Source organism: Streptomyces sp. NPDC008125 (genome assembly GCF_042957125.1).
In the GTDB taxonomy this organism is placed as follows: domain Bacteria; phylum Actinomycetota; class Actinomycetes; order Streptomycetales; family Streptomycetaceae; genus Streptomyces.
In genome coordinates this window covers 105,244-118,749 of the sequence record NZ_JBIBHR010000008.1, presented here as the reverse complement: position 1 = coordinate 118,749, position 13,506 = coordinate 105,244, and the positions used below count along the sequence as shown (strand labels likewise).

Here is a 13,506-nt window from a genome sequence, read left to right as displayed (position 1 = left end):
AAAACCGGCGCTCGGGAGGTACAGCTCCCAAGCGCCGGGCCAGCACCCGGGGGTGCTGACTCACATCACGCGGGCGGCGGGACTCTTGCACGAGAACGCCGCGCCGCGCTCCTATGAACAACGGAGTGTCGCATGCTCGCCATGCCGAGCGAAACCCTGGCCTGCCCGGACACGGGCCGCCAGCACCGCCTTGCCGCACAGCTTCCGAACCTGATCCCGGGGGTAGCCACCACCCGCGTCGGCCTCGGCGATCCGATTAACGCGGGGCCCCACCCGTACGCCATCGTCAGGGACGGGGCAGGGGAGACGGCTGAACTGGACCGCACGACCGTCCGGGGCGCAGCCCGCTGGATCTTGCGGGTCTCGTCGGAGGTGGACCGGCGGCGACGGCCGCAGATTTTCGACCTCGCCAGCACCTCCCTTACCCGTAGCGACCTCGTCGCGTTCGGCTGGGGCCGCTGACATGGCGCGGATTCGGACCATCAAGCCGGAGGCGTTCATCTCCGAGTCGCTCGCCGAGGTGAGCGTCGAAGCTGAACGCACCTTCTACGGGCCGCTCACGCAGTCCGACGACCACGGTCGGCATCGGGACAACGCCGCGATCATTGCCGGTCTGCTCTGGCCGCTTCGCGCCGAGCACACGTCGGTCCACGTCGAGGACGACCTCCACCAGCTCGCGAACGCCGGTCTGATCTGCCGGTACACCGGCTGCGACGGCCGCCGGTACCTCCACATCGTGACCTGGACCGAGCACCAGAAGATCGACAAGCCGAGCCAGTCCAGGCTGCCGGCCTGCCCGCAGCACCACGCGGCCGACCGGTGCGGCCACTGCAAGGGAATCTGCACCAAGCCTACCGAAGTCTCGACCACCCCTCTCGGAGGGTTCGACGAAGCCTCGGCGAACGTTCCCCGAGCCCTCGATCTGCCCGCGCAGGCCGTCGGAACGCCTCCCGGTCACGCGGACGAGGTCCCCGCCGCCCAGCAGGACGGCTTCGACAGCCCGCTCGGCGGCCCACCTCGTCCAGCTCGGAAAAGCCCAGGTCAGAGGGTGTTCGGGGAAGGCTCCCCGAACCTTCCCCGAAGCCTCGGGGAGGGCTCGGCGCCTGGATCTAGGATCTTGGATCCTGGATCTTCTTTCCCTACGGGGCGCACAGCGCCCGCAGCCGCAACCGTCTCAGCCAAGGAACTGGTCGGCGAGTACGTCGCTGCCTGCGACGAGCGCCCGCCCAGCGACGTGATCGCACACCTGGGGCGGATCACCAAGAAGCTCTTGGGCGAGGGGATCGCCCCGGAGCACATCCGTGGCGGCCTGGCGAACTTCGCGGCCAACCCGAAGCATCCGAGTGTGCTGACCAGCATGGTCAACGAGGCAATGAACGCTCGCTCCGCTGGTTTGGGGCGGCCGGGATGTCGGCCTAATGTGCCTGCTCACCAGGCGTGGACCAACCCGGTCAGCGCCGCTGCCTACGCCGAGGAGCTGTGATGCGCACCCGTAACCGCGAGCCGCAGACTCTCGGCGAGGGCGCCCTGGACCGGATGGCCCGGATCCTGGCCGCCCGCAACATCGACCCGATTGCCGTTGCCGCCTCCGCCGATGAGCCCGAGCCCTTCTCGCCGCTGGATGCCCTGTCGGCCGGGATGCCCCCGCGCTACCGGGCCGCCCTGGCCGACCACCCCCAGGTCCTGGACTGGGCCCGGGACGTCGCCGAGGCCGCGGTTCCCCCCAGTCGGGGCGCACGACGACAGGTCACCACCGGCCCCAGTCTGCTGATGGCCGGCGTCGTGGGGGCGGGCAAGACCCACCAGGCGTACGGCGCGATCCGCCTCCTCGCGCAGAGCGGCATCGGAGTGCGCTGGCGAGCGACCACCACCGCCGACCTCTACGCCGAACTGCGCCCCCGGCCCGGCGTGGACAGCGAGCGGGAGCTGGCGGCTGTCAGCCGGTGCCCCCTGCTGATCATCGATGACCTCGGCGCGGCGAAGGCCAGCGACTGGACCGAGGAGATCACGTACCGGCTGATCAACCGCCGCTACAACTACGAACTCCCGACCTTGATCACCACCAACCTGCCGATCCGGGACCTACGGGCCTACCTCGGCGACCGCGTCACCAGCAGGCTCGACCAGATGACCACCCGGGTCCTGTTCGAGCCGGTCGACCGCAGACGCGCCCGCACTGCGGCCTGACCTACCGAAGGTCGCCAGAACGGGCCGCGTGCCCGTGCGCGCCCGCTAGCGAGCGCACGCCACGCGGTCCGGCTCATCGCTGGACACACCCCAGCCGGTGGCCTGCGGTGCGGGGACATGGTGGCCGCCTTCCTGGCGACCATCATTCCGCCGCCCTGGTCGGTGCGGTTCACCTCTACATCCTCATCGCATGGTGCGTGGCCAAGGAAGGTGACCGCGAAGACTCCGGGCGACAGTCCGGGCGGCCCGGTCAGTCAGGGTGACCGCCCCGATCGCCCTGACTGACCGGGGCGGCGGTCACCGGTGGCATCGGTCAGCTGGAGGGAGCCGCTGACCTGGGCGGTCAGCCGGTCACTGGGTCTCCGGTCACTGACCGAGCGGCGACCACCGCCCCGGTCACTGACCGCCGGGTCGGTGACCCGCCGTCTACCGCCGGGCCGGTCACGCCGACGCGGCCAGTGACCGCGAGGCCCGGACAACCGGTCACCTCCGTTCGGAACTGACCGGAAGCACGAAGCGGGTGACCGGCCAGGTGTACCCAGCCGGTCACCAGCCCCGCCGCATCGTCCCAGGGCGACTCGTGATCGACCGTCTGGCACACGGCCACCTCCACGGGCGCAGTCCGGACCGAGTGAAGCTGGACCGCTCAGCGCACTCCGACCAGCTGACCCCGGAAACCCTGCACGGCCGGTCCTGGCGATGGACTGGATCGAGAACGTCGTCCGCGACATCCGACAAGGGCGCGCGGAGACGAGCCGGTGACCGACACCGATTCGCCTACCCGGCCGGAGAGCAGCATGACCCCACGACGGCTCCTGGCGGAGCAAGTTGTCGCGTACGACCGTCCTACGGCCGGTCGTACGCACTTGCCCCCGCCCACGAGGGCAGGGGACGTTCGGCTGGTTCCCGAGCGAGGGCGCACGGGAACCAGAAACGGCGACCGGTGGTCGAGAGCCTTCCCCGACCACCGGCTGTGCTCCACTGTTCGGTCCGAGCCCCGACAACGGCGATGCGCCGCGCCGCCTGCACGTACTTCTGTGGCCCAAGGCCGCTCAGGAAGGCAGGGCCGCGTCGAGGTAGTCCTGCACCGGCTCGAAGAGGCCGTATGGCACGTACCGCAGGATCTCGCCATGGGCGACCCAAGCCAGTTCGGCCAGTTCCTCGGTATCCGCGACGTGGGCCGTGCCGTCCAGTACCTCGCATGCGGTGTAGGACATCAGCCGGCCCGTCTTCGGGTGGACGCGCTTGCCGAGGAGCTTTACGGCCGTCACGATCAGCCCGGTTTCTTCCTGGGTCTCCCGTACAGCAGCGTCCTCGCGGGCTTCGCCGGGCTCGACCTCTCCAGCGGGGAACTGCCAGGACAGCTGTCCTTCGCTGACTCGGCGGCGCACCATCAGTACGCGGCCCTCGTTCACGACGATCGCGGCAGCGATGCCCGGGCGCTCGTCCGTGTTCTGGTTCGTCACGTCTGCTCCTCCAGGACGGCCAGGATGGGTGGGAAGATCGTATCGACGGGGATGAAGCGAGGCACCGCGTTTCTGGGGACCCACATGACGTCGATGTTCTCGGCCGCGTCGCTGTTCGTGGCCTCGCCGGCCAGGTATTCGCAGAGGAAGTACTCGCACAGCACGCCGGTCACAGGGTGAAGGCGGTTTCCGAGGCGCTGCCGGACCGCGCAGTGGACACCCGTCTCGTCCAAGGTCTCCCGCACAGTGGTGGTCTCCGGCTTGACTCCCGGCTTGATGACGCCGGCCGGGAACTGCCACGTGATTCCAGCGGCGTCGTCGTCCCGTCGGCACACCAGGAGGACATCGCTGTCGCGGACGACCACCGCGATGGCTACCCGTAGCGCCTGCGCACCTGGCGGTGTCGAGTTCGTTGGGGTCTGTTCCTTCGCCAGCAGGAGCGCGAAGCGCTGTCGAACGGTCTCCGAAGCCTGCTCGTGGGCCGTGTCGAGGAGTTGCTGCATCTCCCTGCGAGGCACGACAGACGCGTCGGAGTGCCAGGCGGCCACGGTCCTCACGGCGATACCCAGGCGCGCGGCGAACTGTTCGTTGCCGAGCCGCAGGGCGGACTGCAGCAGACAGGCGTAACGGCCGCTCCAGCGCTCGATCACGTCCACAAAGCTGCCCCCTCGTCGCCGCTTTGGTGCAGGAACCTGCGCGCCGAAAGTGCACTCCCACTGCACTGGCGCTTCATGGTCGCGCTGCAGAAGCCCCGGAAGAATCGTAGACACCAGGGGCCAAGGAATCACGCTTCCGAAGGCTCAGGCCCTAGGAGGCTCATAAGAGGCGCCAAAACGCCAGACGACCACAAGGGGATTCTAGGTGCGCGCACCCGGCGGATAGCAGAGACAGGGAAGTTGGCCGAATCGGTCCTGATGTTCGGCTGGTCGTAGGTCCTCCCACCCACGTTTGCCCGGCCGGGGCATTTGCCCGTACGCCCGAACCGCTCTGTCAGCGCCGGTAATCTCAGCCAGTGACGGCTGATCGTCCGTCATGTGCGGTTGTTAGCAAGGCGAAAGGGAGTCAATGGCCGAGGTTCAGGCACACACTGTCGAGCGCACGCTCGTCCTGCTCAAGCCCGATGCGCTGGCGCGTGGCCTGGCAGGAAGGGTCATCACTCGATTCGAGGATGCCGCGCTGAAGATCGTCGGTACCAAGATGAAGTGGATGGACGAGGAGTTCACCCGTAAGCACTACTTCGACCTCGAGGAACGGCTGGGCTCGGAGGTCTACGGCGTCACGGCGACGTTTATGCAGCAGGGGCCGGTCATCGCCCTGGTGCTCGAAGGCTTCGACGCGATCGCCACCGTCCGCAAGATCGTCGGCAGCACGTACCCGAATCAGGCTCCGGCCGGCACGGTGCGGGGCGATTTCTCGCACTACAGCTCGGCGGCCAGCATCGCCTCGGGCAAGGCGGTCGCGAACCTCGTGCACGCCTCCGGCAACGCGGAGGAGGCCAAGCAGGAGGTGGAGCTGTGGTTCGACAAGGACGAGCTGCAGGACTACAAGACGCTGGCCGAGATCTACACGTACTAGCAGCGGGTCACGGCGTCACCGCAGGGACGCCGGGGCGTTGATCAGCACTGGGGCACGACTGTTTGAACCGAGAGGGCACCATGACCAACCAGACCCGCCTGGCCTCCACCGACGAGCTGGAGTCGATCTTCCAGCGTGAGTTGGCGACCGACCGGTGGGCCGCCACCGAGACCGCGTACGCCCTGGCAGTGCGCCACCGCGACCTGGGCGACTGGCCCGCGTCGCAGGAATGGGCCCAGCAGTGCCTGCGCCTGCTGGAGGGCTTCCCCAGCGAGACGGAGGAGCAGGTCGCCACCGGCCGTACGTCGGTGGGCGGCATCCAGCTGCCGACCTACCTGCACTCGGGCGTCGTCCAGGAGCGCTTCGGGGCCCTCGGCTGACACCCGCAGATCCACAGGGGTGATGCGGCCGGCACCAGCATCGGCCGCATCACCCCGCGTTCCACCACCGACCCCATAGCGATCGCCCGACCGGACAGGCCCCTCACGGCAGGGTCCGGCTGGCTTCGCCATGCCTGAAACAAGGAGGCACCAGCCCCGTGGCCGTCGAGATCGAGATGCGTGCCCGCTTCACCAAGGAAGCTCACGACCTGCTCGTCACCCGTCTGAAGGAGAACGGAGAGGACCTGGGCCCCGACGACAAGCACATCTACTTCTACGTGCTCCCCGACCAGCTCCTGAAGGTCACCGACAACACCGCCGCCGGCACCGCCAAGATCACCCTCAAGGGAAGCAGGATCGGGCAGGGCGCGGCCTTCGCGGAGACCGAGTTCGACATCGCCCCCGCCGATGTCCCTGCCGCGGTGAAGGTGTTCAACGCCCTCGGCTTCGAGACCGCGATGCACGAGGCGTTCAACTTCCGCCACAACTTCCGCTTCGACGGGGTCGAGATCGCGGTCAAGTGGAGTGAGGCGTGGGGCTACCACGCCGAGTTCGAGGTGCTGCTGGAGAACGATGCCTCGGACGCGGCCCGCGTCGAGGCGGAGGCCAAGATCACGGACGTCGCCACGGCGCTCGGCGTGACCCTGATGACGGAGCACGAGCTGGCCGCCTTCACCGCTGCCTTCGAGGCCGCCGAGAAGGACCGCAAGGAGCGCGAGCAGCAGGCCGCGCCGATCCGGTAGGGAACTGCACCGCGGAGACCACCAAGGGGGTGGGCACGAATGAGCACGACCCCGTTGACCGCAAGTCTGATCGACCTGGCTGCCCGAGGGCGGCTGCCGCTCCACCAGCACATGGACCAAGCCACCATCGCGTGGATCGGCGACAATAGGCCCGACCTCCCGCAGGCGCCGCAGCCGGCCTTGCGTCCGCTGTCGCGGGAGCTCCTGTTTCGAGGCGGTCTGCCCACCCGGTGGTGGACCGACCCGCGCCTGTACACCTCGCTCCATGGCGTCCGACACGCCATGAGGACGGCGGCGCTGGCCGCCGTCCTCGCGGAGACGAGCGGTCTGGACGCCGCCGACACCACCACGACGATCATTGCCGCCGCCGTCCACGACTGCCAGAGACACAACGACAAGGGCGATCGAGGACACGGCGACCGCGCGGCCATCTGGCTTGCGGCGAACGCCGACACCGTCTGGGCGCACTTCGGCCTCACCGCCACACCGAAGCGGATCATCCAGGCGGCCACCGCCGTCCGTCTGCACGACGTCCCGTACGAGGCGTTCAGCACCGACGACCGGACCGACCACGCCCGCGCTGAGCGCATCACCGATGTGGTCAAGGCCGCCGACGCCCTGGACCGCTACCGCCTGCCGAAGCTGAAGTGGTGGCCAGAGGCCCGGTACGTCCGCGAGCCCGCCTTCGACCAGGCGCGCGGCCTCGCCTTCGACCTCGTCCTGGTCTCCGAGCGGGCCTACCTCGCCGGGGCCAACGGCACCGAGGCCGTCCGCTACGCACTCGCCGAGAAGGGCCTGGTCTGACCATGGACTTCGTCGACGCCTACCACCTGTGGGCCGATGCCCACGCCTTCTTCGACTCCGCCCTCATCCTCAGCCCCTCCGGCCACACCGACCCGCTCGCCACCCAGGCCGCGGACTGGGACCGTCGGCTCGCCGAGGAGACCCCGAACGGCCATCTGCTCCGGCAGAACGCTCTCTTCGACGCCCTCAGCGGGAACGGCAAGCTGCACCTGCTGCACGTCACCCACGCCCTGGAGGAGATCAGCCAGCAGGGGGTGCTCTACCCGTCGGGCGGCTGCCTCGTCGGAAGCATCTACTGCGCGCCGCTCACGGCGACCGCCCAGGGCTTCCGCATGCACAACCTGGGCTCGTACGTCCTGACCAAGGAAGCGCCGGCCTTCCTGGCCAAGCTCGGCGTCACCGACCGCGTCCCCACCCCGCTGATCTTCGAGATCGACACCCCGCCGCAGGCATACCGCGGACTCGCCGGAGTGGACTACCTGCGGCTGGGAATCATCCACCTGCAGATCTACAGCCACCTCGAATACCTGCTGAGCAAGAACGAGCGGTACCAGCTGCGCGAGACCGTCGTCGGCCGCGTCAAGAACTCGGCCTCGTACCTCGCCACCGCGGCGACCGTGGCCTACCAGGGCACCCGCATCGACGCCGAGCCGTACCTCCGGCTGCTCGACGAGACGATCCCCCGCCTGCCGATCCTCGGCTACCTGTACTTCGAAGCGGTCGCCGAGTACCTGATGCTCCACTCGACCTCGCACCACACGCAGCGCCTGGCCGAGCTCGGCGAGCTGAACAACTGGCTGTACAAGGAGATGCTGTTCGCCTCCTTCCCCGCCATGGCCGGAAAGTTCGACCTGGCGAGGTTCCGACCCCGACCGAAGCAGCTGGCCGCGCTCCTCCTTCGGGTCGACCCGACCATCGACACCACCCATGCCAGCTCGTACCTGGTCGAGCGGATCAGTTACCTCGTCGCCGCCCGCCTCTTCGCGCCCGGCGACGCCCCCGAAGCCTGGCACCACAAGCGCTGGGAGTTCGACTCCCTGGCCACCCAGCTCGGCCCTTTGCTTGGCCACCTGATCCACCGGGAACTGCGCACCTTCGGCCGCTATCCCGACTTCTACTTCTACTTCGACCAGCACAAGGCGCTGCAAGCCTGGAACTACTGGAACCACATGGACATCGTCGCCCCGTTCAACGGCACGATGCCCAAGGGCGAGATCGGCATCAACCCGGCCTACCCCAACCTCGACTACCGCGTCTGGCGCGCCGAGCAGGACGACGCCGGCCACCTTCACCCGGCCGAGGAGCTCTCGCTGACCATCGCCCCGCGCCTGGTGGACATCAAGTACACCCTCATGCGCAACAACCAGTGGACCGCCCCCGCGCCCAGCGCTGCCTGATCCACCGCCGCCGCCTGCGGCCCTCCACACCCCGAGCAACCTCACACGTAGGAGACCCGTGATGAGTCCCTCCGGCATGCCCTCCGTCGACCTCCTCGGCGAGCAGATCGCCTCCGTCCTCGCCGACCCCGCCACCACCCACGGCCTCGCCCGTGCCCTCCGGGCCGCCGCCAAGGAGATTGAACTCCACCGGTACCACCACTCCAGCCGCCGCGTCTGGCCCAACGGCCGGATCGACGACAAGCCCGCCAAGGTGCAGATCGGCGGCGGAGCCCACCGCATCGACGGCTTCCTCAATATCGACCTCGTCCCGCCGGCCGACCTGCTCTGGGACATCCGCGAGGGCGTACCGCTCCAGGACGACAGCGTCGAAGAGATCTTCTCCGAGCATTTCCTGGAGCACATCGACTACCCGCGTTCGGCCAAGCAGTACGTCCGCGAGGCCCACCGCATCCTCGCGCAGGGCGGCCGGATCATCACCGGCGTCCCCGACGCCGCCTTCGCCCTAAGCCAGTACCCCGGCCCGCTCGACGCCACCGACGAGACGATCGAGCGCTGGTACGCCAAGCGCGACTGCCGCGGCGACATCAACACGCGACTCGACCTCGTGAACCTCGTCTTCCGCGACCAGGAGGACGACCCCACGTACACCCCGCACCTGTGGGCCTACGACCACGAGAAGCTCGTCCAGCTCTTCACCGAGGCCGGCTTCAACGCCGTTGAGCCCTGGACGTTCGACGCCACCATGGCCAACCCGAAACGCCGCTGGGGCAGCGTCTACGTCGTCGCCACGAAGTAACCCCTCAAGCAGCCCGCGAGGCCGAGACGCCCCGTCCCTAGCCGTCCCGACCTCGGCGGTCCTCCACCCACGCCCCAGCGCCCCGCACCCGCCCGGCCACGCCGCCGAGGGAGCCACCCGCATGAACCAGGTCCCCCCGTCCATCAGCGAGCTGACTCTCGCCGCCACCCCCAACGCCGTCGCCTGGGCACGCCGCCACACCGTCGACATCCTCCAGCGCTGGCACTTCCCCGACGAGGGGATCGAAGTCGCCCGACTCCTCGTCTCGGAGCTGGCCACCAACGCGATTCAGCACGCGCGCCCCACGGAGACGTCTGAAATGTCCGCCACCGGATCCGTTGGTGTCGGTACGATCGTTCTCAGGCTGTGGCCCACCGACAGCGGCATCATCATCGGGGTCAGCGACCCCGACCCGCGACCGCCTGCACCGCGCGCCCATGACGCCAGTGCCACCGGGGGCCGCGGACTTGCCCTCGTCCAGGCCATGACCAACCGCTGGGGCTACTCCCCGACGCAGTCGTACCCCGGGAAAACCATCTGGGCGGAGATCCCCAGCCACCCCAGCAGCAATTTGGGCGAGAACGGTTCCGGCGGTGGTGAGGCTGCTCCTTGCTCATCGGTCGGGTCCTGACGGGCCTACGCGAGTTGTGCCGTACCAATGACTATGCCCGGCGGTTCGAAGCCAGATGGGCTGGCGCGGCCGGGACGCGAGACCGGATGGAACACATCGCACCAGGGGGGGGCTGTGCTGGCACGCCCTACCTGCACGACAATGGTCGGCGGGACCAGAGGTCCCGCGCTTACCTGCAGACCCTGATGCTCTTGGAGCTCTCGCCGTGACGCTCTCCGTACCCCCCTCGCCCACCGCGCTTGAAACAGTGTTCAAGCGGGTCATCGAGCGCAAGGCTGTCCGCGCTGAAGCGACACTGCAGGCGGACATCCGCCAGTTCCTGCTCGATGCGGATCTCAATCTAGGCGAGCATGATCTCCTAACTCCAGTGCTGGAAGCGCAGGTGGGCGGCGGTACCGGTCACCGCATTGATATTGAGATGGGCGCGACCGTCATAGAGGTTAAGAAGGACATCAGCCGTCCAAAGATCCGCAAGGACGCGGTTGCGCAGCTGGCCAAGTACGTGCGGGCCCGCACCGAGCAGCGCGAGCGGCGGCACGTCGGAATTCTCACAGACGGCGCTGACTGGCGTGCCTACACGCTGGTCAACAACGAGCTGAACGAGGTGAACCATTTCGTTGCGCGTGATCGCAACGTCAAGCCGCTGGACTTGGTCCGGTGGCTCGAAGGTGTCCTTGCGACGTCCGAGGGCGCGGCACCCACGCCGGATGCCATCGCGACCCGGCTTGGAGCGGACAGCGTCGCCCACTCCATCGACAAGGCGGTACTGGCCGCGCTGTATGAGGAGAACAAGAGCCTGCCGACCGTTCAGCTGAAGCGCGATCTGTGGTCGCGGCTGCTGCGGAGCGCACTGGGCGCCCAGTTCGAGGACAGCGACGATCTGTTCATCGAGCACACGCTCCTCGTGAACACCGCCTCGATCATCGCTCACGCGGTGATGGGCATCGACGTGAAGGACACCCCGCCAGCCTCGCTAGTTAACGGTCAGCTATTCACGCGGGCGAGGATTTCAGGTGTGGTGGAGTCGGACTTCTTCGGCTGGCCGCTGGAGATTGAAGGCGGTGAGGGGTTTGTCCAAGACCTCTCTCGTCGCCTCGGTGGCTTCGATTGGTCAAGGGTCGAGCACGACGTACTGAAGGTTTTGTACGAGTCGGTGATCGCCGCAGAGACCCGTAAGAAGCAGGGGGAGTACTACACGCCAGACTGGCTGGCCGAAGCGACAGTGACCGAAGCTGTCCCCGATCCGCTGAACCAGCGGATCATGGACCCGTCGTGTGGTTCTGGCACGTTCCTCTTCCACGGCGTCCGCCGCTATCTGGCGGCCGCACGGGATATCGGACTGCCACTGCGAGAGGCGCTGGACGGGCTCCACGACCATGTTGCCGGCATCGATCTCCACCCCGTTGCCGTGGCCCTTGCCCGCGTCACCTACCTCCTTGCCATTGGCCGCGAGACGCTTACCTCCGAGGAGCGTGGCCCGATAAGCGTCCCTGTCTACCTGGGCGACAGCCTTCAGTGGGACCAGCGCACTGACCTCATTGACCATGGGCACCTCGTCATCCAGACCGGCACGGGCAACCAGCTCTTCACCAACGAGCTCCGCTTCTCCGAAGACTTGCTGCACGATGCCAGCCGCTTCGATGCGATCGTCAATGAGCTTGCCGACAAGGCGGCTGACCCTCACCGGACACAAGGCAAGCTGCCATCCCTTGCGGCCCTCTTCAACCGGCACGGAATCTCCAGTTCGGACGACCGGGAAGAGCTGACGGACAACTTCCGTGTCCTTTGCGATCTCGTTGACGAGGGCCGCAACCACATCTGGGCCTACTACGTCCGCAACCTGGCCCGCCCCATGTGGCTGTCCCGCGCCGAGAACCGCGTTGACGTTCTCGTCGGCAACCCGCCCTGGCTGTCCTACCGGCACATGCCCAGCGATATGCAGACGACTTTCAAGGAGATGATGCAGGCCCGCGGCCTCTGGAAGGGGTTCGAGGTCGCCACTCATCAGGACCTTTCTGGCCTGTTCATCGCTCGCGCTGTCCAGCAGTACCTACGCGAAGGCGGTTCCTTCGCCTTCGTCGTCCCCAACCCCGTGCTGGATCGCCCCTATTGGACCGGCTTCCGCAGCGGGGAATGGACCGACCCCGACCACCCCGTTAAGGTCAACTTCACAGGCTCCTGGGATCTACGCCGGTTGCGTCCGCACTTCTTTCCCCGCGCCGCTGCCGTCATCTTTGGCCGCCGTCGCGCCCTTGCCATCGGCCAGAGGGGAAACAGTGCCATCCCTCTGCCTCGGCAGACCGAGATCTGGACCGGGAAGATCGCCAAGAGCGCGGCTCATTGGGATCGCGCCAAGGGTTGGATCACACGGAAGTCAGGTGAGCTGCGTTACCCCAAGGAAGGGTTGATCAACTCGCCGTACCGGGACCGGTTCGGGCAAGGGGCAACCGTGGTCCCTAGAGTGCTCTTCTTTGTCAAAGAACAAGCTGCCAATCCCCTTGGTCTCGGCGGCGGTCGAGTTGCGGTTCGCTCCCAGCGCAGCACCCTGGAGAAGAAGCCCTGGAAGGAACTACCCGACCGGGAGGGATCAGTCGAAAAACAGTTCGTCCGGCCCGTCCTGCTGGGCGAGCACGTTGTCCCTTACCGAATCTTGGGCTCCGATAAGGTCGTCTTGCCGGTTGAGGGGAAGAACACTCTCATGAACGGGGAGCATGACCATCTTGACCGGTACCCCGACCTCGCGATTTGGTGGCGCGAGGCTGAGCGGCTCTGGGATGACAACCGCTCAAGCGAACGGCTTACGCTGGCTGAGAGACTCGACTTTCGTAGGGGCCTGACTGATCAGCTTCCCGGTGCGCCCTTGCGGGTTGTGTACGGGAAAGCTGGCATGTACGTCACTGCCGCGCTCGTAGATGACCCGAACGCGATCATCGACCACAAGTTGTACTGGGGAACCGTCTCGACCCGTCAGGAGGGCATGTATCTACTCGCGCTCCTGAACTCTTCGTATAGCACCAAAGCCGTGCGTCCCCTTATGTCCTACGGTAAGGACGAGCGAGACATCGACAAGGCTGTGTGGGAGCTGCCTATCCCGACCTTTGACTCGGCCGACGATAAGCATGCACGCATCGCGGAGCTCGGTGAGGCCGAGTATCAGCGGATCGCAGAGCTGAAGTTCGAGGACGGCAAGAGCTACATCCAGATCCGCCGAACGCTGCGCGACTTCCTCCTCAGCTCTACCGACGCCGAAGAACTGGATCAACTGGTCACCGAACTACTCGGCTGAGAAGTAACCCGCACCCCAATCGTGCGTTTCCCTTCTCGGCGGCGGGGAAGGAGGTGCCCCGCGGGTCCGCAACTGCCCCACCCTGCGTGAGCGGATCCGCTGGCATCAGGGCGGGCGCGGTGTTACGTGGACGGCGGCTGAACTTTTCGACCAGCGGAAACGAGATTTTTGCGGCATCACGTGGTACAGCCTTAGATGATCTTGCAGGCCCTCGTAATGCGTAGGTCGGTGAAGGGTC

The 13,506-nt window shown here is 67.2% G+C and carries 13 protein-coding genes; 11 read left to right on the top strand and 2 right to left on the bottom strand.

The window, feature by feature from the left end; all coding sequences use genetic code 11:
* The first annotated feature begins 132 nt into the window (after positions 1–132).
* Genes ACFZAX_RS15785 through ACFZAX_RS15775 form a run of 3 tightly spaced genes read left to right on the top strand, consistent with a single transcriptional unit; the run spans position 133 to position 2,187 of the window.
* The gene (locus tag ACFZAX_RS15785) at positions 133–462 is read left to right on the top strand and encodes a transcriptional regulator (protein WP_390962066.1); all 330 of its coding nucleotides are present in this window, start codon (positions 133–135) and stop codon (positions 460–462) included.
* Position 463: 1 nt separating this feature from the next.
* Entirely contained in the window at positions 464–1,483 is a 1,020-nt protein-coding gene (locus tag ACFZAX_RS15780) for a hypothetical protein (RefSeq protein WP_390962065.1), read from the top strand.
* Complete coding sequence (locus tag ACFZAX_RS15775) at positions 1,483–2,187, top strand: ATP-binding protein (protein ID WP_390962064.1); 705 nt, start codon at positions 1,483–1,485, stop codon at positions 2,185–2,187. The genes ACFZAX_RS15780 and ACFZAX_RS15775 overlap by 1 nt, the downstream gene beginning before the upstream one ends.
* 1,052 nt (positions 2,188–3,239) lie before the next feature.
* Here the strand turns inward: ACFZAX_RS15775 and ACFZAX_RS15770 are convergent.
* Both ACFZAX_RS15770 and ACFZAX_RS15765 read right to left on the bottom strand, forming a co-directional pair.
* On the bottom strand, positions 3,240–3,653 hold the full coding sequence (locus ACFZAX_RS15770) for an NUDIX hydrolase (protein WP_328721539.1): 414 nt from the start codon (positions 3,651–3,653) through the stop codon (positions 3,240–3,242).
* Positions 3,650–4,309, bottom strand: coding sequence for an NUDIX domain-containing protein (locus ACFZAX_RS15765; protein ID WP_390962062.1), 660 nt, complete (start codon positions 4,307–4,309; stop codon positions 3,650–3,652). The genes ACFZAX_RS15770 and ACFZAX_RS15765 overlap by 4 nt, the downstream gene beginning before the upstream one ends.
* 409 nt (positions 4,310–4,718) lie before the next feature.
* Between ACFZAX_RS15765 and ACFZAX_RS15760 the strand changes: the two genes are divergently transcribed.
* From ACFZAX_RS15760 to ACFZAX_RS15725, 8 genes are all read left to right on the top strand, one after another.
* Positions 4,719–5,228, top strand: coding sequence for a nucleoside-diphosphate kinase (locus ACFZAX_RS15760; RefSeq protein WP_328721541.1), 510 nt, complete (start codon positions 4,719–4,721; stop codon positions 5,226–5,228).
* An 80-nt stretch (positions 5,229–5,308) separates the two neighbouring features.
* Positions 5,309–5,608: a hypothetical protein gene (locus tag ACFZAX_RS15755; RefSeq protein WP_150268835.1), complete on the top strand. Its 300-nt coding sequence runs from the start codon at positions 5,309–5,311 to the stop codon at positions 5,606–5,608.
* 158 nt (positions 5,609–5,766) lie between these two features.
* A complete protein-coding gene (locus tag ACFZAX_RS15750) occupies positions 5,767–6,351 on the top strand; it encodes a hypothetical protein (protein WP_390962060.1) in 585 nt (194 codons plus the stop codon).
* 39 nt (positions 6,352–6,390) lie between these two features.
* Entirely contained in the window at positions 6,391–7,155 is a 765-nt protein-coding gene (locus ACFZAX_RS15745) for a hypothetical protein (RefSeq protein WP_390962059.1), read from the top strand.
* A gap of 2 nt (positions 7,156–7,157) precedes the next feature.
* The gene (locus ACFZAX_RS15740) at positions 7,158–8,552 is read left to right on the top strand and encodes a hypothetical protein (RefSeq protein ID WP_390962057.1); all 1,395 of its coding nucleotides are present in this window, start codon (positions 7,158–7,160) and stop codon (positions 8,550–8,552) included.
* 61 nt (positions 8,553–8,613) lie between these two features.
* Entirely contained in the window at positions 8,614–9,351 is a 738-nt protein-coding gene (locus tag ACFZAX_RS15735) for a methyltransferase domain-containing protein (protein WP_390962055.1), read from the top strand.
* A 121-nt stretch (positions 9,352–9,472) separates the two neighbouring features.
* A complete protein-coding gene (locus ACFZAX_RS15730; RefSeq protein ID WP_390962053.1) occupies positions 9,473–9,982 on the top strand; it encodes an ATP-binding protein in 510 nt (169 codons plus the stop codon).
* A 205-nt stretch (positions 9,983–10,187) separates the two neighbouring features.
* Positions 10,188–13,268, top strand: a complete 3,081-nt coding sequence (locus ACFZAX_RS15725) for an N-6 DNA methylase (protein WP_390962052.1) — start codon at positions 10,188–10,190, stop codon at positions 13,266–13,268.
* Positions 13,269–13,506 lie beyond the last annotated feature (238 nt).

What these genes read in the sequence shown, in the direction of transcription:
- ACFZAX_RS15785 (WP_390962066.1), top strand. Translation starts at nt 133, where the DNA reads ATGCTCGCCATGCCGAGCGAAACCCTGGCCTGCCCGGACACGGGCCGC.
- ACFZAX_RS15780 (WP_390962065.1), top strand. Translation starts at nt 464, where the DNA reads ATGGCGCGGATTCGGACCATCAAGCCGGAGGCGTTCATCTCCGAGTCG.
- ACFZAX_RS15775 (WP_390962064.1), top strand. Translation starts at nt 1,483, where the DNA reads ATGCGCACCCGTAACCGCGAGCCGCAGACTCTCGGCGAGGGCGCCCTG.
- ACFZAX_RS15760 (WP_328721541.1), top strand. Translation starts at nt 4,719, where the DNA reads ATGGCCGAGGTTCAGGCACACACTGTCGAGCGCACGCTCGTCCTGCTC.
- ACFZAX_RS15755 (WP_150268835.1), top strand. Translation starts at nt 5,309, where the DNA reads ATGACCAACCAGACCCGCCTGGCCTCCACCGACGAGCTGGAGTCGATC.
- ACFZAX_RS15745 (WP_390962059.1), top strand. Translation starts at nt 6,391, where the DNA reads ATGAGCACGACCCCGTTGACCGCAAGTCTGATCGACCTGGCTGCCCGA.
- ACFZAX_RS15740 (WP_390962057.1), top strand. Translation starts at nt 7,158, where the DNA reads ATGGACTTCGTCGACGCCTACCACCTGTGGGCCGATGCCCACGCCTTC.
- ACFZAX_RS15735 (WP_390962055.1), top strand. Translation starts at nt 8,614, where the DNA reads ATGAGTCCCTCCGGCATGCCCTCCGTCGACCTCCTCGGCGAGCAGATC.
- ACFZAX_RS15730 (WP_390962053.1), top strand. Translation starts at nt 9,473, where the DNA reads ATGAACCAGGTCCCCCCGTCCATCAGCGAGCTGACTCTCGCCGCCACC.